At 58.8% G+C, this 23820-nt stretch carries 19 protein-coding genes; 10 read left to right on the top strand and 9 right to left on the bottom strand.

All coding sequences use genetic code 11. The features are described 5' to 3' along the window. Window positions 1–305: 305 nt before the first annotated feature. Window positions 306–1052 carry an SDR family oxidoreductase gene (locus tag AC3WK5_RS04330; RefSeq protein WP_054597023.1) on the top strand — a complete coding sequence of 249 codons (747 nt, stop codon included), beginning with the start codon at window positions 306–308 and terminating at the stop codon, window positions 1050–1052. Here AC3WK5_RS04330 and mapR read toward each other — a convergent pair. From mapR to AC3WK5_RS04315, 3 genes are all read right to left on the bottom strand, one after another. Beyond that, on the bottom strand, window positions 1049–2458 hold the full coding sequence (gene mapR / locus AC3WK5_RS04325) for a GntR family transcriptional regulator MpaR (RefSeq protein WP_103314357.1): 1410 nt from the start codon (window positions 2456–2458) through the stop codon (window positions 1049–1051). The genes AC3WK5_RS04330 and mapR overlap by 4 nt on opposite strands. Before the next feature lie 224 nt (window positions 2459–2682). Beyond that, window positions 2683–4095, bottom strand: coding sequence for a cytochrome c oxidase accessory protein CcoG (ccoG, locus tag AC3WK5_RS04320; RefSeq protein WP_103314358.1), 1413 nt, complete (start codon window positions 4093–4095; stop codon window positions 2683–2685). A gap of 195 nt (window positions 4096–4290) precedes the next feature. Next, window positions 4291–4524: a DUF3203 family protein gene (locus tag AC3WK5_RS04315; RefSeq protein ID WP_103314359.1), complete on the bottom strand. Its 234-nt coding sequence runs from the start codon at window positions 4522–4524 to the stop codon at window positions 4291–4293. Between the two features lie 207 nt (window positions 4525–4731). Here AC3WK5_RS04315 and AC3WK5_RS04310 point away from each other — a divergent pair, with 207 nt between their 5' ends. From AC3WK5_RS04310 to glgB, 3 genes are all read left to right on the top strand, one after another. Further along, window positions 4732–6729 (top strand): alpha-1,4-glucan--maltose-1-phosphate maltosyltransferase, encoded by a 1998-nt coding sequence (locus tag AC3WK5_RS04310; protein ID WP_103314360.1) that lies wholly within the window; start codon window positions 4732–4734, stop codon window positions 6727–6729. A gap of 193 nt (window positions 6730–6922) precedes the next feature. After that, on the top strand, window positions 6923–10264 hold the full coding sequence (gene treS / locus AC3WK5_RS04305) for a maltose alpha-D-glucosyltransferase (RefSeq protein ID WP_103314361.1): 3342 nt from the start codon (window positions 6923–6925) through the stop codon (window positions 10262–10264). Then, window positions 10261–12501 carry a 1,4-alpha-glucan branching protein GlgB gene (gene glgB, locus AC3WK5_RS04300; protein ID WP_103314362.1) on the top strand — a complete coding sequence of 747 codons (2241 nt, stop codon included), beginning with the start codon at window positions 10261–10263 and terminating at the stop codon, window positions 12499–12501. The genes treS and glgB overlap by 4 nt, the downstream gene beginning before the upstream one ends. Before the next feature lie 76 nt (window positions 12502–12577). Here glgB and AC3WK5_RS04295 read toward each other — a convergent pair whose 3' ends face one another. Next, window positions 12578–13444: a universal stress protein gene (locus AC3WK5_RS04295; protein ID WP_103314363.1), complete on the bottom strand. Its 867-nt coding sequence runs from the start codon at window positions 13442–13444 to the stop codon at window positions 12578–12580. Window positions 13445–13671: 227 nt separating this feature from the next. Here AC3WK5_RS04295 and AC3WK5_RS04290 point away from each other — a divergent pair, with 227 nt between their 5' ends. The 3 genes from AC3WK5_RS04290 (at window position 13672) to AC3WK5_RS04280 (ending at window position 16424) form a co-directional block, all read left to right on the top strand. After that, complete coding sequence (locus AC3WK5_RS04290; RefSeq protein WP_103314364.1) at window positions 13672–14283, top strand: MiaE family protein; 612 nt, start codon at window positions 13672–13674, stop codon at window positions 14281–14283. A gap of 155 nt (window positions 14284–14438) precedes the next feature. Next, window positions 14439–15146, top strand: a complete 708-nt coding sequence (locus AC3WK5_RS04285) for a winged helix-turn-helix domain-containing protein (protein WP_103314365.1) — start codon at window positions 14439–14441, stop codon at window positions 15144–15146. Beyond that, window positions 15147–16424, top strand: coding sequence for an ATP-binding protein (locus tag AC3WK5_RS04280; protein ID WP_103314366.1), 1278 nt, complete (start codon window positions 15147–15149; stop codon window positions 16422–16424). Window positions 16425–16646: 222 nt separating this feature from the next. Here AC3WK5_RS04280 and AC3WK5_RS04275 read toward each other — a convergent pair whose 3' ends face one another. The 4 genes from AC3WK5_RS04275 to AC3WK5_RS04260 all read right to left on the bottom strand — a co-directional run bounded on the left by AC3WK5_RS04275 (window position 16647) and on the right by AC3WK5_RS04260 (window position 19173). Beyond that, a complete protein-coding gene (locus tag AC3WK5_RS04275) occupies window positions 16647–17450 on the bottom strand; it encodes a MipA/OmpV family protein (protein ID WP_103314367.1) in 804 nt (267 codons plus the stop codon). Window positions 17451–17541: 91 nt separating this feature from the next. Then, entirely contained in the window at window positions 17542–18030 is a 489-nt protein-coding gene (locus tag AC3WK5_RS04270) for a GFA family protein (RefSeq protein WP_103314368.1), read from the bottom strand. A 153-nt stretch (window positions 18031–18183) separates the two neighbouring features. Next, complete coding sequence (locus AC3WK5_RS04265) at window positions 18184–18678, bottom strand: Spy/CpxP family protein refolding chaperone (RefSeq protein ID WP_054597036.1); 495 nt, start codon at window positions 18676–18678, stop codon at window positions 18184–18186. A gap of 96 nt (window positions 18679–18774) precedes the next feature. Next, a complete protein-coding gene (locus tag AC3WK5_RS04260; protein ID WP_146039787.1) occupies window positions 18775–19173 on the bottom strand; it encodes a hypothetical protein in 399 nt (132 codons plus the stop codon). A gap of 253 nt (window positions 19174–19426) precedes the next feature. Here AC3WK5_RS04260 and AC3WK5_RS04255 point away from each other — a divergent pair, with 253 nt between their 5' ends. From AC3WK5_RS04255 to AC3WK5_RS04245, 3 genes are all read left to right on the top strand, one after another. Then, window positions 19427–19780 (top strand): BON domain-containing protein, encoded by a 354-nt coding sequence (locus AC3WK5_RS04255; RefSeq protein ID WP_103314370.1) that lies wholly within the window; start codon window positions 19427–19429, stop codon window positions 19778–19780. A gap of 501 nt (window positions 19781–20281) precedes the next feature. Continuing rightward, window positions 20282–21571: an MFS transporter gene (locus AC3WK5_RS04250; protein WP_103314371.1), complete on the top strand. Its 1290-nt coding sequence runs from the start codon at window positions 20282–20284 to the stop codon at window positions 21569–21571. Between the two features lie 328 nt (window positions 21572–21899). Then, window positions 21900–22463 (top strand): hypothetical protein, encoded by a 564-nt coding sequence (locus AC3WK5_RS04245; protein ID WP_103314372.1) that lies wholly within the window; start codon window positions 21900–21902, stop codon window positions 22461–22463. A 151-nt stretch (window positions 22464–22614) separates the two neighbouring features. Here the strand turns inward: AC3WK5_RS04245 and AC3WK5_RS04240 are convergent, their stop codons facing one another. Beyond that, window positions 22615–23487 (bottom strand): undecaprenyl-diphosphate phosphatase, encoded by an 873-nt coding sequence (locus AC3WK5_RS04240; protein ID WP_103314373.1) that lies wholly within the window; start codon window positions 23485–23487, stop codon window positions 22615–22617. Window positions 23488–23820: the final 333 nt, after the last annotated feature.

Raw genomic sequence — 23820 nt, 5'->3', positions numbered from 1 at the left:
ACGCATTTGCATGTGTGCACCGACGAGATTAAATCCTCTCGTTTGATGTCGGTGCAACATACAAGCAGCTGCCGAGCCTGCGAGGCTGCGTTCGGCTGCGAAGCAGTCGTAAACCCGGAGTGCAGGATTTTCCTGGAGCACCGTGGTGACTGACTTTACGACTGCTGCGCAGCCGAACGCAGCCTCGCGAGCTCGGCAGCTGCTACAGGTTGAGCGCAGGCCCAGGGGGTTGAGGCCATGCAAAACCCGGCGTTGGCGGTTATTCTTGCGGCGCAAGGCTTTGGGTTCGAATGGGGGGATTGAGCATGGACAAAGTCATCGTTATCACTGGCGGCAGTCGCGGTATCGGCGCTGCTACGGCGCTCCTGGCGGCTGAGCAGGGCTATCGAATCTGCATCAACTACCAGGCCGATGAGCAGGCTGCGCAACAGGTCCTCGAGCAAGTCCGCGCGCTCGGCGCCCAGGCGATTGCGGTGCGCGCTGACGTCAGCATCGAAGATGAAGTGATCAGCCTGTTCCATCGCGTCGACACCGAGCTGGGCCGAGTCACCGCACTGGTGAACAACGCCGGCACCGTCGGACAAAAGTCGCGGGTTGACGAAATGTCCGAATTCCGAATTCTGAAAGTCCTGAAAACCAATGTCCTGGCGCCGATTCTCTGCGCCAAGCATGCACTGCTGCGCATGTCACCCAGACACGGCGGGCAGGGCGGCAGCATCGTCAATGTCTCCTCGGTCGCCTCGCGCCTCGGCTCGCCGGGTGAATACGTCGATTACGCAGCCTCCAAGGGTGCGCTGGATACGTTCACCGTCGGCCTGTCCAAGGAAGTCGCCGGCGAAGGCATCCGCGTCAATGCCGTGCGTCCCGGCTACATCTACACCGACTTCCATGCCCTGAGCGGTGACCCGGATCGGGTCAGCAAGCTTGAATCGGGCATTCCCATGGCCCGCGGCGGCCGCCCGGATGAAGTGGCCGAGGCGATTATCTGGTTGCTGTCGGACAAGGCTTCTTATGCGACCGGGACCTTTGTTGACTTGGGTGGCGGGCGTTAAAAAGATCGCACAATCCTGCCTAAGGTCTCCATGGCCTTTTCGGTATCCTCGGTCCACGGGCTGCCGTAGTTCAAGCGAATACAATTCCTGAAGCGCTGGGTCGGTGAAAAGATCGGCCCCGGCGCAATGCTGATGCCTTGGGCCAATGCCATCTGGAACAACTTCAACGAATCCATCTGCGAGGGCAATTCCAGCCACAGGAAGTAACCTCCGGCCGGCTGGCTGACGCGGGTCTGGGCCGGGAAGTAGCGGGCGATGGCCGCGAGCATGGCGCTTTGCTGTTCTTCGAGGGCGTAGCGCAGTTTGCGCAGGTGGCGGTCGTAACCGCCGTGTTGCAGGTAATCGGCGATCGCCGCCTGGGCTGGCATCGAGGCGCAGAGCGAAGTCATCAGTTTCAGCCGTTCAATTTTCTGCGCATAACGCCCGGCGGCGACCCAACCGATGCGGTAACCGGGCGCGAGGCTTTTGGCGAACGAGCCGCAGTGCATCACCAGCCCTTCGGTGTCGAAGGCTTTCGCCGGTTTCGGCGCTTGCTGGCCGTAATAGAGCTCGGCGTAGACATCGTCCTCGATCAGCGGCACCTGATGGCTGCGCAACAACTCGACCAGTTCCTGTTTCTTGGCCTCAGGCATGGTGGCGCCCATGGGGTTCTGGAAACTGGTCATGCACCAGCAGGCTTTGATCGGATGGCGCTCGAGGGTTTGCGCCAACACGCCGAGGTCGATGCCGTCGCGCGGGTGCACGGGAATTTCCACGGCTTTGAGTTTGAGTCGCTCAAGCACTTGCAGGCTGGCATAGAACGCCGGGGCTTCGATGGCCACCAGGTCGCCGGGTTCGGTGACCGCTTGCAGGCACAGGTTCAGTGCTTCAAGCGCGCCGTTGGTGATCAGCAGTTCTTCCATGGGCAGCATCAGGCCGCCGACCATGTAGCGCAGGGCGATTTGCCGACGCAATTGCGGATTGCCCGGCGACATGTCGGTGACCACCATGCGTGGGTCCATTTCCCGGGCGGCACTGGCCAGCGAGCGTGACAGGCGTTGCAGTGGAAACAGCGTCGGGCTCGGGAAGGCCGAGCCGAAGGGTACGGTGTTCGGGTCCTTGATCGAGTCGAGTACCGAGAACACCAGTTCGCTGACGTCGACTTCGGTGGATTCGCTGACTTGGCTGCTGATCACCGGCTCCGAGAACGGGCTCGGCGCGTGGGTGTTGACGAAGTAGCCGGAGCGCGGCCGGGCGCGGATCAGCCCGCGACGCTCCAGCAGGTAATAAGCCTGAAACACTGTGGACGGGCTGACCCCGTAAGTCTGGCTGGCGTAACGCACCGAGGGTACACGCTGGCCTGGGCCGAGCACCCCGGAGCGGATCAGTTCAGCAATGTCGTCAGCGAATTTTTCGTAGCGTTTCATCTAGGACCCGGATTTGACGGAAAACAGGCGACACATACTTCTGTGGCGAGTGGAGCTCTTTGTGGCGAGGGGGCTTGCCCCCGTTCGACTGCGAAGCAGTCGTAAAACTAGCGTGTCAGATCTATCTGTATGAATAAATGAAGGGGCCGCTACGCAGCCCAACGGAGGCAAGCCCCCTCGCCACAATGACTGTGCTCAATCTGGTGGGCACAGAGTTTAAAGGCTCAACGATTCAACGGTGCAACAAAACGGCTCTGTGCCACGCTGTTCACTGAAGGTTCATCGCTGTCAGTGATCTTGAAGCTGATCGTCTGCGAGCTGCTGCTTGGCTTGTCGGTGGTCATGGCCACTGAAACAGGCACATCGACAATTTCTCCCGGCGCCAGGCTCAACTCGGTCTTGCCCTGCAACTGGAAGCCGTCGCCGTCCACCAGAGACAAGCGATAGTCCTGCCGCTGCTGGGTTTTGTTGATGACTTTGAGGCTGTAGATGTTTTCGATCTGGCCCTGGCTGTTTTCGCGAAACAGGCCACGGTCCTTGCTGACGTCCAGCGATACCATCGACCGCTCCATCAGCGCCAGCGTCAGTGCACCAATCATTACCACCAGCACCGCGGTGTAGCCGATCAACCGAGGCCTGAGCAGGTGCGTCTTGCCACCTTGCAACTCATGCTCGGAGGTGTAGCTGATCAGGCCACGGGCATAGCCCATTTTGTCCATGATCGAATCGCAGGCGTCGATACATGCCGCGCAACCAATGCACTCCATCTGCAAGCCGTCGCGAATGTCGATGCCGGTCGGGCAGACCTGCACACACAGGTGACAGTCGATGCAATCGCCCAGACCCGCGTCGGCAGGCTTCACCTCGCGTTTGCGCGGGCCACGGCTTTCGCCACGGGCGGCGTCGTAGGAGATGGTCAGCGTGTCTTTGTCGAACATCACGCTCTGGAACCGTGCATACGGACACATATGCATGCACACCGCTTCTCGCAGCCAACCGGCGTTGATGTAGGTCGCGCCGGTGAAGAACAGCACCCAAAACAGACTGACGCCGCCCATTTGCAAGGTCAGCAGCTCATTGGCCAGTGGGCGAATCGGCGTGAAGTAGCCGACAAACGTCAGCCCCGTCAGCACACTGATGGCCAGCCACATCGTGTGTTTGGCCGAACGACGCAGCAGTTTGTTCGGGCCCCAGGGGGCGGCTTGCAGTTTGATCCGCTGATTGCGCTCGCCCTCGGTGACCTTTTCGCACCACATGAACAGCCAGGTGAAGGAGCTCTGCGGGCAGGTGTAGCCACACCAGACTCGCCCGGCGAACACGGTGATTGCGAACAGGCCGAAGGCGCAGATGATCAGCAGCGCCGAGAGCAGGATGAAATCCTGCGGCCAGAAGGTCGCGCCGAAGATGTGGAATTTGCTTTCCGACAAGTCCCAGAGCACCGCCTGCCGACCGCCCCAGTTCAGCCACACCGTGCCGAAAAACGCCAGGAACAGAAACCCCGCACCGCTCAGGCGCAAGGTGCGGAACAAACCGGTGAAGCTGCGGGTGTGAATCTGGTTGTCGCTGGATTTGGCCTTCATCTTTGGACGCGAAGGCTCGAATGTCTCTACTAATCGGACGGGGATTCTATCGCTCATGGTCTTTCGCTCATCAGCCTCCATCAGGCAGATGAACTATGACCACCGAACTGTTTGCATAACAGACTCAGGTATTGGATTAAAAAGCGGATCAGATGAGTTCTTGATCCGCCCCTGCGACAACTTGATGCACCCCGGCAGGCGCGGCGGCAGTGCCTGTCACAGGTGTCTGCAGGGGGCTCTGATCTGCGTCAGTCAAATCACCGAATCACTGCTGGTGACCATCAGGTGTCGGCGACCATCGGTGGCACCTGCTACGGTTAATGCGTCGGCTTCTGCTTCGGTGATGTAGAAACGCTGGCCATCGAGGTCCACCGCCGACATGGCTTTGTCCGCGTCGGTAATGATGGTCACATCGGCAGCGAGGCGAATCTCTTCGCCGTTCTCGGTAATGAAAAAGCAGACCTGGTGTTCGATTCGCATGCTCATGGGGGTCACCCTTTTCTGCGGGATCTAAAGGTTAGGGCACGGGTCTTGCTCATCGTTCTGTGCAACCGATTAGTGGTCATGGAGCGTGGCTAAAGTGAAAGGATCTGAACTTTTAGCAGCGCCCGGCGCTCGGAACCTAAGTAGCGTCATGCAAGCAGCACACGATCAAGCACAGGAGCGTCCATGGGGCGTAAGGGGCGAGGCTCGATGACGACTGAAAAACCGACTGAGCTGCAGTACAACCCGCAACTGCCACTGTCGCAGGCTTTGCTGCTGCCGCGGATTGTCATCGAGAGCACCATGCCTGTGATCGATGGCGGCCAGTTTGCGGCCAAGGCTATCGAAAGGCAGGCGGTGACGGTGACCAGCAAGGTTTTTGCCGACGGTCACGATACGCTTGCGGTGCGCGTGCGTTGGCGTGCCGAGGCCGACTCGATCTGGCAGAGCGAAGTCATGACCGATCTCGGTAATAACACCTGGCAGGGGCAGTTCAGCGTCGCAATGCCAGGAAGGTATCGGTTTTGTATCGAGGCCTGGATCGATCAGTTCGCCAGCTTCTGCCATGAACTGGAGAAAAAGCATGTCGCAGGTGTGCCGGTCAGCCTGGAGCTGCAAGAAGGGCGCAATCAGGTGCTGCAGGCGGCGGAGCGCAGTGACGGTCCGTTGAGCAAGAAGCTTACGGCGCTGCACCATGAGCTGGCCGGGCTGCTTGAAACCGAGCAAGTCGCGCTGTTTCTGCACCCGCGCAGTGCCGGGTTGATGGCCGAGGCCGATCTGCGTCCCTACCTCAGCCTGAGTCCGGAGTATCCGCTGGACGTCGAGCGTGAACGTGCGCAGTTCGCCAGTTGGTATGAGTTGTTTCCCCGCTCGATCACCGATGATCCGGATCGCCACGGTACGTTCAACGATGTGCACTCACGTCTGGCGATGATCCAGGACATGGGCTTCGACGTGCTGTACTTCCCGCCGATCCACCCGATTGGTCGCAGCTATCGCAAAGGTCCCAACAACGCCCTGACTGCCGGCCCCGATGACCACGGCAGCCCGTACGCCATCGGCGGTATCGAGGGGGGGCACGAGGCGATTCACCCGCAGTTGGGCAGTCGCGAGGACTTCCGTCGCCTGGTCAAGGCCGCCGCCGCACACGGGCTGGAGATCGCGCTGGATTTCGCGATTCAATGCTCTCAGGACCATCCGTGGCTGAAGCAGCATCCGGGCTGGTTCAACTGGCGGCCGGACGGCACCATCAAATACGCCGAAAACCCGCCGAAGAAATACCAGGACATCGTCAACGTCGACTTCTACGCCAGCGAGGCGATTCCCAGCCTGTGGCTGGAGCTGCGGGACATTGTGGTCGGCTGGGTCGAGGAGGGCGTGAAGATCTTCCGGGTCGACAATCCGCACACCAAACCCTTGCCGTTCTGGCAGTGGCTGATCGGTGATGTACGGGCGTTGTATCCCGAGGTGATTTTCCTGGCCGAGGCCTTTACCACCCCGGCGATGATGGCGCGCCTGGGCAAGGTCGGTTACTCCCAGAGCTACACCTACTTCACCTGGCGTAACACCAAGCACGAATTGGTGACGTACCTCACCGAGCTGAACCAGTCGCCCTGGCGCGAGTGCTTCCGGCCCAACTTTTTCGTCAATACGCCCGACATCAATCCGGGCTTTCTCCATGAGTCGGGCCGCGCCGGCTTTCTGATCCGGGCTGCGCTGGCGACCATGGGCTCGGGTCTGTGGGGCATGTATTCGGGGTTTGAACTGTGCGAGTCGGCGCCAGTGCCGGGCAAGGAGGAATACCTCGACTCCGAGAAGTATGAAATCCGTGTCCGGGACTTCACTGCGCCGGGCAACATCATCGCCGAGATCGCCCAGCTCAACCGTATTCGCCGGCAAAACCCGGCCTTGCACAGCCATTTGGGCCTGCAGGTCTACAACGTGTGGAACGACAACATTCTGTATTTCGGTAAACGCACGGCCGATGGCAGCAATTTTATTCTGGTGGCGGTCAGCCTCGACCCGTTCAACGCCCAGGAGGCGCACTTTGAGCTACCGCTGTGGGAGATGGGCCTGCCCGACGACGCGGTGACCCAGGGTGAAGACCTGATGAACGGCCACCGCTGGGACTGGCACGGCAAGACTCAATGGATGCGCATCGAGCCGTGGAACCAGCCGTTCGGGATTTGGCGGATTACGGCAACTTGAAGTTGATGCAGTTTTTTGTGGCGAGGGGGCTTGCCCCCGCTGGGCTGCGAAGCAGACCTCGGTCCAGAGAGCCCATTTTTCAGGTACACCGCGTGCGCAGATTTTACGACTGCTACGCCCGAACGCGGACCGGCCGACGGGGGCAAGCCCCCTCGCCACAGAGAAGCCTCATCGAATCGAGCAGGAGTTTCCAATGGCGAAGAAACCCAGGTCAGCCACCTTCAGCAATGACCCGCTCTGGTACAAGGATGCGGTGATTTATCAGGTTCACGTAAAGTCTTATTTCGACTCCAACAACGACGGAATCGGCGACTTTCCCGGTTTGATCGCCAAACTGGATTACATCGCCGATCTGGGCGTCAACACCATCTGGTTGCTGCCGTTTTACCCCTCGCCACGCCGCGACGATGGCTACGACATTGCCGAATACCGTGGCGTCCACCGTGACTACGGAACCCTCGCCGACGCCAAGCGCTTTATAGCCGAGGCTCACAATCGAGGCTTGCGGGTGATCACCGAGTTGGTCATCAACCATACCTCCGATCAACACCCCTGGTTTCAACGGGCGCGCAAGGCCAAGCCAGGCTCAAAGGCGCGGGACTTTTATGTCTGGTCCGATGACGATCAAAAGTACGACGGTACGCGGATCATTTTTCTCGACACCGAGAAGTCCAATTGGACCTGGGACCCGGTGGCCGGCCAATACTTCTGGCACCGTTTTTATTCGCATCAACCGGACCTGAACTTCGACAATCCGCAGGTCATGAAAGCCGTGCTCTCGGTGATGCGCTACTGGCTGGATCTGGGCATCGACGGCCTGCGCCTGGATGCGATTCCCTATTTGATCGAGCGTGACGGCACCAACAACGAGAACCTGCCCGAGACCCATGCGGTGCTCAAGCAGATTCGCGCCGAGATCGACGCCCATTACCCGGACCGCATGCTGCTGGCCGAAGCCAACCAATGGCCGGAAGACACTCAGTTGTATTTCGGTGATGTTCATGGCGATAACGGCGACGAATGCCACATGGCCTTTCACTTCCCGCTGATGCCGCGCATGTACATGGCGCTGGCCCAGGAAGACCGTTTTCCGATCACCGATATTTTGCGTCAGACGCCGGAGATTCCGGCCAACTGCCAATGGGCGATTTTCCTGCGCAACCATGATGAGTTGACCCTGGAGATGGTCACCGACAAGGAGCGCGATTACCTGTGGAACTACTACGCGGCTGACCGCCGCGCGCGAATCAACCTCGGCATTCGTCGGCGCCTGGCACCGCTGATGGAGCGTGACCGGCGCCGCGTCGAGCTGCTCAACAGCCTGCTGCTGTCGATGCCCGGGACGCCGACGCTGTACTACGGCGACGAAATCGGCATGGGCGACAATATCTATCTCGGCGACCGCGATGGCGTGCGCACGCCGATGCAGTGGTCGATCGACCGTAATGGCGGGTTTTCCCGCGCCGACCCGGCGAGCCTGGTGCTGCCGCCGATCATGGACCCGCTCTACGGTTACTTGTCGGTGAACGTCGAAACCCAGGCGGGCGATCCGCATTCATTGCTGAACTGGACCCGGCGCATGCTGGCGATTCGCAAGCAGTCCAAGGCCTTCGGTCGGGGCAGCTTGAAAATGCTCTCGCCGAGCAACCGGCGGATTCTGGCGTATACCCGTGAATACACCGGTGATGATGGTAAACACGAAATCATCCTTTGCGTAGCCAACGTCTCGCGCAGTGCCCAGGCGGCCGAGCTGGACCTCTCGGCCTTCGCTGGCATGGTTCCCGTGGAAATGCTCGGCGGCAATGCTTTTCCGCCGATTGGCCAGCTCAACTTTCTGCTGACCCTGGCGCCGTACGGCTTTTACTGGTTTGTGCTGGCAGCGGAAAACCAGATGCCGAGCTGGCACGTCGAGCCTGCGCAAAGCTTGCCGGACTTCACCACTCTGGTACTAAAAAAGCGCATGGAAGAGCTGCTCGAGGCGCCATCGCGCACCATTCTGGAGCAAAGTGCGCTGCCGAGCTGGTTGCACAATCGACGTTGGTTCGCCGGCAAGGACTCCCGTATCGAAACGGTGCACATTGCTTACGGTGTGCGTTTTGGTGATCCGCTGCATCCGGTGTTGTTCAGCGAAATCGAGGTGGCCAGCGACGGTCAGACCAGCCGTTATCAACTGCCGTTCGGGTTTCTCGCCGAAGACCAGGTGGGCGCCGCATTGCCGCAGCAACTGGCGTTGGCGCGAGTTCGGCGCGGGCGGCAAGTGGGCTTGGTGACGGACGCGTTCAGCCTCGACAGCTTCGTTCGTGCGGTGATCCAGGCAATGCAGGCGCACACGGTGCTGGACGCCAGTGACGGCGAAATTCGTTTCGAGCCGAGCGCCGGGCTGGTGAACCTCAATCTGGAGTCTGACTGCGATGTGCGCTACTTGTCGGCCGAGCAATCCAACAGCTCCGCGGTGATTGGCGGCAGCGTGGTGCTCAAGCTGATCCGCAAGGTCGCCAGCGGCGTGCATCCGGAGCTGGAGATGGGCGCATACCTGACGGCCGCCGGGTTCAAGCATATTTCACCGCTGCTCGGCTCGGTGATTCGCCGTGATCGGCAAGGTGAAGACAGTCTGCTGATGATCGCCCAAGGGTATCTGAGCAATCAGGGCGATGCCTGGGAATGGACCCAGAACAACCTTGAACGGGCGATTCGCGATGAGTTGGCCGAGGCCATGTCCGAGCAGGAACAGCACTACAACGCACTCGGTGAATTGAAAGATTTCGCTGGCATGCTCGGTCAGCGGCTCGGGGAAATGCACCAGATACTGGCCGCGCCCGGTGACAACCCGGCGTTTGGTTCGCGGGTCAGTACGCACAAGGATCAGCAGGCATTGGCGAAAGCGATTGCTGCACAGCTGGAGCACGCCTTGCAGTTGCTCAAACAGCATCAGGCCCGGCTGAGCCCGGAGGACCAGGTGTTGGTGGTGCGTTTGCAAGAGCAGAAGAGAGCCATCCTCAGGCACATTCAGGAGCTGGCGGCAAAAGCGGTGGGCGGTTTGCAGATGCGTGTCCACGGTGATCTGCACCTGGGCCAGGTGCTGGTGATCAAGGGTGATGCCTACCTGATCGATTTCGAGGGCGAACCGGCGCGGCCATTGCATGAGCGAAGAGGCAAGCACAGTCCGTACAAGGATGTCAGCGGCGTGCTGCGTTCGTTCGATTACGCAGCGGCGATGGCCCTCGACGGGCAAGGGGTTGAAGTCACCGCGCAGACGCTGGCAGCACGTCAACGGGTGACGGAACGTTATTTGCGTGAGGCCACCGCAGCGTTTGTTCAGGCGTATCGGCAGGCAGCAGCTAGTCTTGCTCATGCTTGGCAGGATCCTGCAGCCGAAGACGCTGCACTGGCGTTGCTCTGCCTGGAGAAGGCGGCCTATGAAGTGGGGTATGAAGCCGAAAATCGTCCCGCCTGGTTGCCTGTGCCATTGCACGGTTTATACGGGTTGTTGAGTGGACTCAAACCCTTTTCCTATGTGAGTGGAGAGCAGTCATGACGGAGCCATCATTGAGGGAGCAGGGACAGGTGAAAGAAGCGCTGCTGCCAGCGGCGCGAGACATTGAGGCGCTGGTGCGCGCCGAGCATCAGGATCCCTTTGCGATACTCGGACCCCATGCAGATGGGGCCGGCGGTCAGTTCATTCGTGCCTACCTGCCGGACGCCTTGAGCGTGCAGGTGATCGCCCATGACTCCGGCGAAGAACTTGGCAGCTTGAACCCGACCGAAGTGCCGGGGTTGTTCGTCGGGCATTTCGACCGGGCACAGGCTTATCTGTTGCGTACCCGATGGGCGGGTGGCGAGCAGACCGCAGAGGACCCTTACAGCTTCGGTCCGTTGTTGGGCGAGATGGATTTGTATCTGTTCGCCGAGGGTAATCACCGGGATCTCAGTGCGTGTCTGGGGGCACAGCTGAAGAACGTCGAGGGTGTCGACGGCGTGCGTTTTGCGGTGTGGGCGCCGAATGCCCGGCGGGTCTCGGTGGTCGGCGATTTCAACGTCTGGGATGGTCGTCGTCACCCGATGCGGCTGCGTCATCCGTCCGGGGTCTGGGAGCTGTTTGTTCCGCGCTTGCAGGCCGGTGAAGCGTACAAGTACGAAATTCTCGGTGCCCACGGGATTCTGCCGCTGAAGGCTGACCCCGTGGCACTGGCGACACAACTACCGCCGGACACGGCCTCGAAAGTCGCCTCACCGTTGCGTATCGAATGGCAGGATCAGGACTGGATGCAGACACGCGGCGAGCGCCACCAGCCGAGCGCGCCGCTGTCGATTTATGAGCTGCATGCCGGTTCCTGGCAGTGCGAAGTGGATGATGTCGGTGAAGTGGCGCGCCAATACCATTGGGGCGAGCTGGCCGAGCACCTGATCCCTTACGTGCAGAAACTCGGTTTCACCCATATCGAACTGATGCCGATCATGGAGCACCCGTTCGGCGGTTCCTGGGGGTATCAGCCGTTATCGCAATTCGCCCCGAGCGCCCGTTACGGCTCGCCCAGTGACTTTGCCGCGTTCGTCAACGCCTGCCACCTGGCCGACATCGGGGTGATCCTCGATTGGGTGCCGGCGCATTTTCCCACCGATACCCATGGCCTGGCGCAGTTCGACGGCACCGCGCTGTACGAGTACGGCAACCCGCTGGAAGGTTTTCACCAGGACTGGGACACGCTGATTTACAACCTTGGCCGCACCGAAGTGCATGGCTTCATGCTGGCGTCGGCGTTGCACTGGCTCAAGCATTTTCACGTCGATGGGCTGCGGGTCGATGCAGTGGCCTCGATGCTGTATCGCGACTATTCACGCAAGGCCGGCGAGTGGGTACCCAATCGTCATGGCGGTCGGGAGAACCTCGAAGCCATCGATTTTGTCCGTCATCTCAACGATGTAATCGACCTTGAAGCGCCCGGTGCGCTGGTGATTGCCGAGGAGTCCACGGCCTGGCCGGGCGTCAGCCAGGGCACGCAGCATGGCGGGTTAGGGTTCGACTACAAATGGAACATGGGCTGGATGCACGATTCGCTGCATTACATTCAGCAGGACCCGGTCTACCGCGCCCATCACCACAACGAACTGAGCTTTGGCCTGGTTTACGCATGGTCCGAACGCTTCATCCTGCCGATTTCCCACGACGAAGTGGTCCACGGCAAACACTCGCTGATCGACAAGATGCCCGGCGATCGCTGGCAGAAGTTCGCCAACTTGCGTGCGTACCTGAGTTTCATGTGGGGGCACCCGGGTAAAAAACTGCTGTTCATGGGCTGTGAGTTCGGCCAGTGGCGCGAATGGAATCACGATCAGCAGCTGGATTGGTACTTGCTGCAATACCCGGAACACCGCGGCGTGCAAAAACTGGTGACCGATCTCAACCAGCTCTACCGCGAAGAGCCGGCACTGCACAATCAGGATGATGTGCCGCAGGGCTTCCAATGGCTGATCGGCGATGACGCGATGAACAGCGTCTATGCCTGGCTGCGTTGGAGCAAGGAAGGGCGGCCGGTGCTGGTGGTGGCGAACTTCACGCCGGTGCCGCGTCCGGCCTATCGGATTGGCGTGCCCATTGGCGGGCGCTGGGATGAAGTGATCAACAGCGATGCGGGCATCTACGCCGGTTCAAACTATGGCAATGGCGGCGGTGTGATGACCGAAGAGGAGGGCAGCCACGGCCAACCCTTGTCGTTGGTGCTGAATCTGCCGCCGTTGGCGGTGTTGATGTTGCGACCGGAGGGTTGCTGTTGAACTGATGCACGGAGCTGCATTGATTACGGCTCCTGCAGGGATTTTGATCCCGCGCAGGAGCCGCAATCGGTTGCGCTTACTTGCCGCTGGTCACCAGTTCTTCCAGGTGATCCATGATTTCCTGTGGCTTGAGCACCAGCACATCGCTTTCCAGCGAGTCGAGTACCACTTCCGCGGTGTTTCCGATCAAGGCCCCCGAGAACCCGGTGCGCGCCACAGTGCCGATGACGGTCACCGACGCCTGCAATTTATGCGCAATGTGGGGAATCAGCACATCGGCCGGACCTTCTTCGATATGCAGGTGTTCATCGTCGATGTCGAACTCGGCCTGGAACGCCTTGCACGCTTCGCGGTAGCGGGCCTCGATGGTTTCCTTGAGCTGGAACACCGGGTCGGCCGCCGAGAGCATGGGCGACGGATGGGCGCTGATGACGTGCAAATGGGCCTTGGCCAGGTGAGCGATGTCGAAGCCATGATCGACGATGCTTGCATGCAGCACGCGGTGCTCGGGGTCGTTGTTGCCCACGTCGATGGCCGCCAGAATCGTCCCGCCGGTCCAGGGTTTCGAGGTCTTCACCAGTAACACCGGGCTCGGGCACTGGCGCAGCAGTTTCCAGTCCGCCGGGGTCAGCAGGGCCTTCTTCAGCGGGTTGTCGGGAAAGTGTTGCTTGATCACCAGCCCGCAACCCTCGGCCTGCTGCACATCGATGATGGTTTCATGCAGGCTTTTGTTCCAGGCTTGCTCGGTGGTGACACTGTGGCCGTCTTCCTGCAGGCTGGCCTTGAGCACGCTCAACAGCGCCGAGTGATCATGCTCTTTATCGCAGATCAGCAAGTGCAGATGCGCCTGAGTCACCCCGGCGATCATCTTGGCGCGCTTGAGGGCCAGGCTCTCCTCGGGCAAGGGTTCGATGACCACCAGGATGCTGCGGATGGCTTGCATGGTCGGAATCTCCGATGAATGAAAAACACGTCGTTGCACAACTATAGTTGCTGGTCGTGAACTCGGGTCTTGATGCATATCAAGTCTGGCGACTGGTGGTCTGCCGGCAGGCACGTATAATCGGCCCCCTTCGCTGTGAACTTATTGCCCGTGAGCCTCATGTTACTGATCCCTGAAATCGTCGCCGTCCTGCCCAATGGTCCTGTTGAACTGTCGGAAGTGAGCCAATGATCCTTCCTGAAATTCACGAATTCCTTGGCTGCCGCACGCCCGATGGCTGGGTTCAAGCCGCATTGGCCGACCAGGAAACCCTGCTGATCGACCACAAGAACTGCGAGTTCAAGGCTGCCAGTACCGCGCTCAGCCTGATTGCCAAGTACCATTCGCATGTCGACCTGATCAATTTGATGTCACGCCTGGCCCGGGAAGAGCTGGTGCATCACGAGCAAGTCATGCGCCTGATGAAAAAGCGCAAGATCGAACTGCGCCAATTGTCCGCCGGTCGTTACGCCTCGGGTTTGCGCAAAGTGGTGCGCAGCCACGAGCCGGTCAAACTGGTCGACACGCTGGTGGTCGGGGCGTTTATCGAGGCGCGCAGCTGCGAGCGTTTCGAAGCGTTGGTGCCCCATCTGGATGAAGAACTGGGCAAGTTCTACTTCGGCCTGCTGAAAAGCGAGGCACGGCATTTTCAGGGGTATCTGAAGCTGGCTTACCAGTATGGCGACGCCAAGGACATTGCCCAGGTGATCGACAAGGTTCGCGCCGCCGAGCAGGAACTGATCGAGTCCCCGGACGTCGAGTTCCGCTTCCACAGTGGCGTGCCTGCGGCAAGTCTGTGAAAGAAATCAGGCAAATTGTTAAAAACTCTTAAGAACATGAAAGTTCTCCGAAAACCGGCCCGCGAGGCCGGTTTTTGCTATCTGGCATGGTCGGTGACGAGGGGATTGGCGCCTATAATGCGCGCTCTCAATCATCGGCTCACAGATTGGCACTTATGGACAACCAGGCGTTTGGCAAGGTACTGCTCGTTGAGGATGACGAAAAGCTCGCGGGGTTGATCGCGCACTTCCTCTCCCAACATGGTTTCGAGGTACGGACCGTGCACCGTGGCGATCTGGCGCTGACGGCGTTTCTCGAGTTCAAGCCAAAAATCGTTGTGCTCGACCTGATGCTGCCCGGCCAGAGCGGCCTGCATGTGTGCCGCGAGATCCGCAGCGTGTCCGAGACGCCAATTGTCATCCTCACGGCCAAGGAAGACGACCTGGACCACATCCTGGGCCTGGAGTCCGGCGCCGACGACTACGTCATCAAACCGATCAAACCACCGGTATTGCTGGCCCGGCTGCGCGCCTTGCAACGTCGCCAGATACCGGAAAGCACGGTTCGCGGCTCACTGGAGTTCGGCCGTTTGCTGATTGATCGCAGCTGCCGCGAAGTGCGGCTGGCGGGTGAGGGTATCGAGCTGACCACCATGGAGTTCGAACTACTGTGGTTGCTGGCCAGCGCCGCCGGGAAGATTCTTTCCCGCGATGACATCCTCAATCGCATGCGCGGTATCGCCTTTGACGGGCTCAACCGCAGCGTTGACGTGTACATCAGCAAATTACGCGGCAAGCTCAAGGACAATCCCAGAGAGCCGGTATGCATCAAGACCGTTTGGGGCAAGGGTTATCTGTTCAACCCATTTGCCTGGGAGCTCTAGATGCTAAGGCTGTTTCTGCGGCTGTACGTCATTCTTGCCTTTGGCTTTGCAGGGGCGATCTGGACGGTCAATTACATTTTTGACGAGCTGTTGCCCGAGGCCAACGAGACCTATAACCGCGAAGCCATGCGCGGGCCAGCTTACAGCCTGGTCGAATTGCTCCGTCCGGTCACCGGTATTGCGCGTGATGAGCGCCTGGCGGAGCTGAAAACCCACTACGGCCTGCGCCTGAAGCTGGTGCAGAGCAGTGAGCTGGATCTCACTGAGCGAGAGCAAAAACTGCTGGCTGACGGTCTGTTGGTCGTGCGCGGGGATTTCAACGAGTTTATCGCCAACATCGATGGCGGCCCGCAGTTGTTGAACATCAGACTCCCGGAGGAGCCCAAGTGGCTGTATGTCTGGGCCTACGCTTTACTGGGCGTGTTCCTGGCTTTTGTCCTGTACTTCTGGGTGCGACCGCATTGGCGCGACCTCGAACTGATCAGAGTGGCCGCGCAACGTTTCGGCGATAACGATCTGACCTCGCGCATTCAATTGTCCAAACGTTCGAACATTCGCGTGCTGGCCGAGCACTTCAACCAGATGGCTGCGCGTATCGAAGGCTTGATTGCTAATCAGCGCGAGCTGACCAATGCGGTGTCCCATGAGTTGCGCACACCGATTGCGCGCTTGTCGTTCGAACTCGATCAACTCAAGCAACAGGTCGATCCGAGCGAGCGCAAAGCACTGATTGCCGACATGTACGCCGATCTCGGTGAGCTGGAGGAGATGGTTTCCGAGTTACTGACCTACGCCAGTCTTGAACGCGGTGCCACGGTGATCAGTCTCGAAAACATTCAGGCCCACAGTTGGCTCGACAGCGTGGTCGGCAGCGTTGCCCTGGAGGCCGAGGCGGCAGGCGTGCAGCTGTTGATTCGCGCCTGTGAGGTCGACTCTGTGCGGATCGAACCGCGCTTTATGGCGCGGGCGGTAATCAACCTGCTGCGCAACGCCATTCGCTACGCCGAGCGGCGGGTGGAGGTCTCACTGACGCTGGGTGACGATGGCTATGAAGTGTTGGTCAACGACGATGGCCCCGGCGTGCCGATGGAAGGGCGCGAGAAGATTTTCGAGCCGTTCTCGCGACTCGACACCAGTCGCGACCGTCGCACCGGTGGTTTCGGCCTGGGCCTGGCGCTGGTTCGGCGGGTGTCGCAATCGCACGGCGGCAAGGTCGACGTCAGCGATTCGCCGTGGGGCGGCGCGTCGTTTCGCATGACCTGGGCGCAGGCTGACTGAGCCGGATCTCAGCCTCAACACGTAACCCAACGCATCACACATATCCGATCACCCTGTAGCAGCTGGCGAAGCCTGCGTTCGGCTGCGTAGCAGTCGTAAACCCAGCCAACCGGATTCAACAGTGAGAAGCGGGATTCAGGTTTTACGACTGCTGCGCAGCCGAACGCAGCCTCGCAGGCTCGGCAGCTGCTACAGGGGCGGGTGTGTGCTGGGGAGGGCAACTCAGAAGCTGTATTTCACCTGGCCGGCCAGCGACGTTTGCGTCCGTCGTTCGACGATCGGGCTGTCCGCTGCATCGCCATTGAGGTACTGCATCGCCAGCACCGTCGAGAATTCGGTCTGGTCGTTGATCGGCACCGCCCAGGTCAACGCTGCGCCTCGGCTGACCATCCCGCCGTGGGTGGCGTAGGCCCGGAACTGGCTGCGTGACGCCTGGGCCGTGCTCACGCCGTACCAGGTCCGCACGTAGTCGGCATCACCGAATACGCTGTTGAGGCTGCCATCCAGGCTGCCGTATTCGCCTTCATAGAGGTTGGTGCTGATACTCAGTTCCAGTCGGTTGTAGGCAGAGTCGGTGTCGCGGTCGTCATCACTTTTTTTCAGCGCGTGCTCCAGGGTGGCGCCGACGACCACCTCGCCCAAGGTGTAGTGAATGCTGGCGCCCAGTTGCGGGCGGGATTTGATCGAGCCCATACCATCCAGGCGATTCGAGCCCTTGAACCTCGACTTGCGGTCCTTGCGCGTTTCACTCAGACCAATGTAGGTGCTGAATGCCAGGTCCCTCCATTCGTTCTGCCAACCCAGACCGCGTTCGGTGTCGAGGAAGAGGCCATAAGGGCTGACAATCTGGCCGCCGAGCAGCGGCGCAGTCACGCGTTCATCACTGCCGCTGTAGCGTGGCGCGTTAGCCACACCGGCCTGCACGCTGTAATGCCAGTCTTCGGCTTGCACGTAATCGGTCGAGGCCAGCAGGCAGATGGACGTCAGCGAAAGACAAAAGGTTTTGCGGTTTTTCAGAGCAAGCATGAGGCACCCGGCAGGGATTAGGATGCCATCATGCTAGGGGCGTACGGGTAGGCAATCTTTGAGAGCTTTGTCGGGAAACTGTCAAAGACTGTTAACGGCTCAGGCCCAGCCGCTCGTGCCACTCGGCAATGGATTCTTGCGGGTAAACGTCGAACTGCTGATCGCCGGGATGTAGCTCGACTTCGACCCACGAGGCTTTTGAACCGAGCATCAAGTGCGTGTGTTCCGGCGGCACCGGCAGCGGGGTGTCGATGGCCGAAGCAAAGGGGTGAATCAACTCGGGCCATTCAGGGCTGAACAACCACAAACCACTGCCGCAAAGCGAGCAGAAGTGCCGTTCGGCGCTGCTGCTGTGGGCACGCCGGGCGCCGTCATCCTTGAGACGCGCGTGATAGATCGAGATGTGTTTGCGACCGCGGACTTTCAGGCTTTTCGCCTCGCCGCCGAGGTTGATCGCGTAGCCACCCGAGCCTTGGGTCTTGCGGCAGATCGAGCAGTAACAACGTTGATACGGGTAGGGGTGGGCACTGTTCAGACTGAACGACACCGCGCCGCAATGGCAGGAACCTTCAAGCTGCATGGGGCAAACCTCCAACAGGTCGCGCAGACTTCCTGGAACAGCCTAGCAGTTGAGCAATACTTCAGCCCTTGGCATCAGCCTCTGCGGGTCGCTGCGTTCCAGTGCGAACCGAGCCTGCTGCGGCCGGTTCGCCTGGTTGAAGGTCGTGGCATATCACTTGGATTTTTTCGCGGCCTCGAGCCGGTCCTCGCGTTTTTCCTGTTCGTTGCGGAACAGCTTGTCGGCATTTTTTTTCTGATCGTCGGAAAACGTGCCATACAGAGCGCTAAACGTTGTTGCAAGCTTTTGCATATTGTCCGCGTGCAACTGGGCTAATTTGGCATAGGAGGCCATTGCGTCATCGGCATTCAACGATGGCAGCTTTTCCGCTCGCTCCAGAAAGGCGGTATCGGCGTTGTGCGCATTGTCGCGGATGGTTTGCGCGTAGGCCTCCCATTGAGTTGACTGCTTGTCGGTAATTTTCAGCTTGGCGTGCAGTTCTTTGATCCTCTTCTCCACAACGTCCATGTGCTTTTTGGTATGACTGGCAGCTGTCTGTGACGTTGCAGCAGGACTGTTCGTTGCCGTCGTCTGTGCCGAGACAGAAGTGCTGAGCAATGCCAGCATCAACGCTGCCGGCATAGCTGCTTTGAGTACGAAGTTATTCATGTCTTTATATCCGGATTGAGTTGTCGAACTGACGACCGTTGTATGGGATATATCAGTGTGAGCGGCGGTCGCTCGGGTTTCATACGGCCAGGCAGCTTAATAGCCGGGTGGAGGATATCCGTAGGAATTGTACGAATCGGGATAGTACGGCCTTGGGTAGTACCGGACCCCCGGTGGAGGGGGCGGAGGAGGTTGCCGGTAAATCACGGCGGGCGGCGCCTGTACCGCACCCGCGACCACTGCTCCCAATATTGCACCAACCAGTATCGCCCCCAAATCGCCGCTGCCACCACCGCGATAGTCACCACCGCCGCCGCGATAGTCACGACGGTTGTCATGGCCACCACGATAGTCGCGATGGTAAACCTGCCGGCCGTAGCCGTCCCGCTGATAGTCATGTTGCGCTTGTGCCGGTAGCGCGGCCGCTGCCACGGTAACAGCGACAAGCATTACTGCCAGCCGTCGGTATAAAGGTATTTGCAAATGCTGAGTCATGAATCGTGCCTCCTTCAATGAGGGAATCACTGAACCCCACCGTCCACTGGATGAGCAGGAAGATCACAACCGTCTTGATATGGCGGCGATCTGCCTTGTGTCAGGTTGACTTAGCTACCGGCGCGGGTCTGTTCGGTAGCGCACCCTTGCGCCCGGTACAGAGTGATTAAAGCAGATGGGCTGGGGGACAGCGCTCGGACCGCAACGACCGCACTATAATTAATCTGTCGATGACACGAGAGAGGGTCCAACTATGAAAACTCACTCCTTCCAGCATTACTCTCATAATCTGGGAATGGCCGTTCACGACGCATGGATTACTACCCGGGTGAAATCGGCCCTGACATTTGCAGAGCCGACTCTCAGCATGCATGTCAATGTCAAAACCCACGCAGGTACGGTAGCGTTGAGCGGTCGCGTCAACACCCATAAAGAATGCGAGCGGGTGGTAGAGCTCGCCCGTTCGGTGAATGGCGTCAACGAAATCGATGCCAAAGACTTGCTGACGCATGTGTTCACTCCCGGGCATCTCCCGGAAGCGCCCAACGCTGAAGAGAGCACCGAGTATCGGTCTCAATCGTCGGAAAAAAAGATCGACGACAAGTAATGCTGGCAACCGTGTGAACGCCGCGCTCCCGGCTGGGAAGCGCGGCGCAAGGTAGATGTAGCGGTCAACTAATTCCGGACAATGAAAAACCCAGCGCTGGGTCGGCAGCTCCTGCTGAGCGTGTGGTTCCAAACAGTGGTTTATTTCCAGAGTACTGAAGCAGTCGAAACTGTCCCATTCTTACCGCGTTCTCCGGTAGTCCGCTGCTCCACTCCCTTGCAGGAGTGGGGCAGTTGGTTTCGGTATTATTTATAGCGTCAGTTTTTACGCCTATTATCATGCCGTTGACGAACAATATGGCGGACGTTACGTTGAATTCAATGAGCGCACTTTTCGTCACCACCACGACAACCACCATCACGACCGCCATCGGCGGGCCGCGGGGAGGTTGTGCGCTCTAAACACTTGCCACAATTTAACCGAAAGGCCCCGCCGGAAACGGACGGGGCCTTTTTTGTGCTCTTCGTCCTTCCGGTCCATAAAAACATCAGGGAGAGAAGGATGGACGATTTTGATCACCGCGCATTGGGAAATAAACTCGATTTGCGAAGCGTTCAGTCTGCGAATGACGCCAGGCAATCAATGAAGGTTCGCCGGGCTTCGCCGCTTTTTGATCGATTGACGGGCGGCGTCGGCTTAGCAACAACGGTCCTGCTCTTTCTGCAGTTTCTCGTTAATCTCTCGGTGTTCGGGTCTTTTCCGCTGCTGGCTGCCTTTCTGAGCGTCGAGCGACGCTTGAGCGCCGGCGACGTCGCGAGTGTGCTCACCGTGAGCCTGCTGTCGAGTCGGCTGTTGCCGCTTGTTCTAGGATCTGCTACCGACCGATTTAATAGCAGAGTACTGGTTTCGTTGGGTCTGGTGTGCCGTGCTATGGGATTCATCGGTTTGGGCCATGTTCTCGATCTCCCCGCGTTGGCCGCATGTGCATTCTTGAGTGGATTCGGCGCAGCCCTCTATGAAACGACCGCGTACTCCGTGTTCGGTACCCTCAAAACAGATATTCGTTCGCGTGTATTCGTCTTGAATAATCTTGTACTTAACCTGGGGGCGCTGGTCGGGCCAACGGTGCTGTTCTTACTGCCTGCCCATGGCGGCGCTTTTCCATTTGAGGTAAGCGGTTATATCTTCGCTGCGTTGGCTTTGGTGGCACCGTTCGCGGCTGTACGGACGCGCGTGAATGTAAGACCGAAGCGTGTTGTCTCTGCGCTTTTTGAGGTTTTCCATGACAGGAAATTTCGAAGACTCTGCATCGCACTTATCCCGTTCTGGACTGTGTACACGCAAATTTATGTGTTCATCCCACTGACTTTCGCTCAGGGAGCGTCAGGGTATAACGGTGTGCGACCGTTCTACATCGCGAACGCTTTGTTCGGTGTCTTAACTGCGCTTCTGGGGATGCGATGGTTTCAACAGGCAAGGTGGCATTCCCTGATGTCAATCGGTCATCTCGCGCTGCTCGCCTGTTTCGTACTGGCAGCGCTCATTTTCCCAGGAGAATGGAACTCGCAACAGTCTCTGGTGATCCTCGTTGTCATCGCTTTAGTTTTCACGTTCGGCGAAAGCCTCATCCTGCCTGCGTCGAACATCGCACTCGCTGAACTGACGACCGAGAGCAACGCTGGAAGCTATTTCGGCGCGTCAGCAATCTCTTGGGCGATAGGCGGAGCATTGGGAAACTATCTGGGCAGTATGGGCGCGCGATGGACGCCGATCAGCATGGGTTGGCTTGTTTTCGCTTTTGTCAGCATGATCGGGTTGCTTTGTTTCAAGAGGCTTGAACATGCCCAGTAGGGGCGGAGCCAGGATGAGCCTAAATTTTTATCATAAGCACTTTGTTTATATAGGATTATTTAGGGCAATAAAAAGGTTCTTCACGGATTACCGGGAAAGCCGTTCCTCATCTTCAAGAACACACCGGGCCGCGAGCCTTGCACCGACATAGAGCCTGACATGCTTGCCAAGGCATGTGTGTTGCCATCAAAGTAGTTGCAAGCGCTTACGGATTGTGTTTAAAGAGATGACCGCGGGCCGAAGGGTTTGTGGCGTGCTCCTGGAAGGTGCGCTGTTCGAGTGAGGCTGTCTCCAGGTCTTTTCGAAAAAAAATAAAAGGATTTAGATTATGACGTCTTTTCAAGATATCAAACCTGAGCAGGTCGATGCGCTCAAAAAGCAATCGCAGGCTGCCTTTGACGCACAAATCAAGCGCCAGCAAGAGGTTGTCAGTGCGAAGCCGGCGCTAGAAGAGGTCCTCCATCAGAAGGTGCACCCGCAATCGTTGTGTGGATGCGGATGCCAGCAGAACATTTGCGGCTACTTCTCGTTCGAAGGTTGCGGTTGCGGTTGCTATCCTCAGACCGAAACCATCCAGATTAGTGCGTCACCCGCCGATATCGGACCAAATGCTCCTCAGCAAGGAACCCGAGTGCGGTTCGTCGGCGAGGCGACAGGTACGGGTACCAGTATCAACATTCCCACTATCTACCTGCAGGGCACCGTGCCTGATGCCGAGAACCTCATCGGCGTCCCGTTGTCGCTGCAATTGTTGATTAGTGCCGGTTCCCTCACCCTGTACCTTTTTGAAGGGCAGCGCCTGCTGGCCGCACTGGTCCATCCAGCGCAGTATGCCGCGAACATCAGTGGGCAGTTCTCCGGCAGTGGAACCGGTTTTTTCCAGCCGGCGTGATGTAGTCGACCAGGAGTAAACAGTCCGACGCCGGGCAAGAAAGCCCTAGCCTCAAACGCTAGGGCTTTTTTTTGGTTCTTCCCGGGATTCCGTGAAGAACCAATAAAAAGCCCGGCAACTGGGCCGGGCTCTATCAGCGTTTGAATGTTGTTTAGCTCAACAGCCCGGTACTGACCGCGACAATCAGGAAAATACCCAGTACCGCCCGGTAAATAACGAAAGGCCAGGTGGAAAACCTTTCGAGGAATTTCATCAGGCCCCAGATCGCGCAAAACGCCGACACGCTGGCGATCACCAGACCGAAAATCAGGTGCGACCACGCTTCGGCCGGTATGTGTGCGTGATACAGCACCCACAACTCTTTCAAGCCGGCCAGCGCAATAGCGGGCAGTCCAAGCAGGAATGAGAAACGCGCAGCTTCTTCGCGTTTGAAGTTAAGGAAGAGTGCGGCAGTGAGTGTTGAACCAGAGCGGGAAACGCCGGGGATCAGCGCGCCGATCTGTGCAATGCCGACAATCAATGCATCCCGCAGGCGCATCTGTCCCACGACGCGTTGATGGCGGCAGCTGAGTTCGGCCGCAGCCAGCAGAACGGCCATCACCAGGCACGAGATACCAATCACCATCAGGCCTCTTAACGGTGAGTTGCACGTATTGAGCAGCGAGGACAAGGCCAGGCCCGCGATGCCGATCGGGATGGTCGCCAGCACAATCGCAACGGCCAGCTTGAACGACTGATTGTTGTAATCACGCTGCCGCACGGCGCCTATGCTGCCAGCGACGACTTCCCGTACGTCACGCCAGAAATAGCTGACGACTGCAGCCAGTGCGGCCAATTGCATCGCGGCGGAAAACGCCGAGCCGGGATCGGGCCAGCCGAGCAGGGCGGGCACGATTCGCATGTGCGCAGTGGATGAAATGGGTAATAGCTCGGTGATGCCTTGAATGATCCCCAGGATGCCAATTTGCAGGTAATCCAGAGAAGCAAAGCCGATATCAAGGCCGCTGGTACAGACGTTTGTCAAAATACGTTCCTTAAAAAGTAAGGCTTTCCCACTAGCCCCGAAAACACGGCACGACGTTCGGAAAGTCTTGGCAGTGGGCAAATGATCCTGGACTGAACCGCTCTGTCAGAGGGTCGTTCATGGTGACTGCGAGCGGAATAATGGCCTTATTTGTAACTGTTTGCTACAGGCTGTTGAGATGATTTTTTTAGTCAAGAGCGCCCGCGAAGCCCCTGTGTACAGGCCTGGCCGGGATTTTATGTTCGCTTCATGACCGACAATCGAGGTTCCTCAGTCCCAGCTAAGTTTGCCTGCGTAGTCTCTCCCTTGCGCGATTTGCAGCGCTGTCAAGGA

The organism is Pseudomonas sp. FW306-02-D09B (assembly GCF_058782685.1).
The sequence above is the reverse complement of the archived record's forward strand: the minus strand, read 5'-3'. Positions and strand labels throughout refer to the sequence as shown.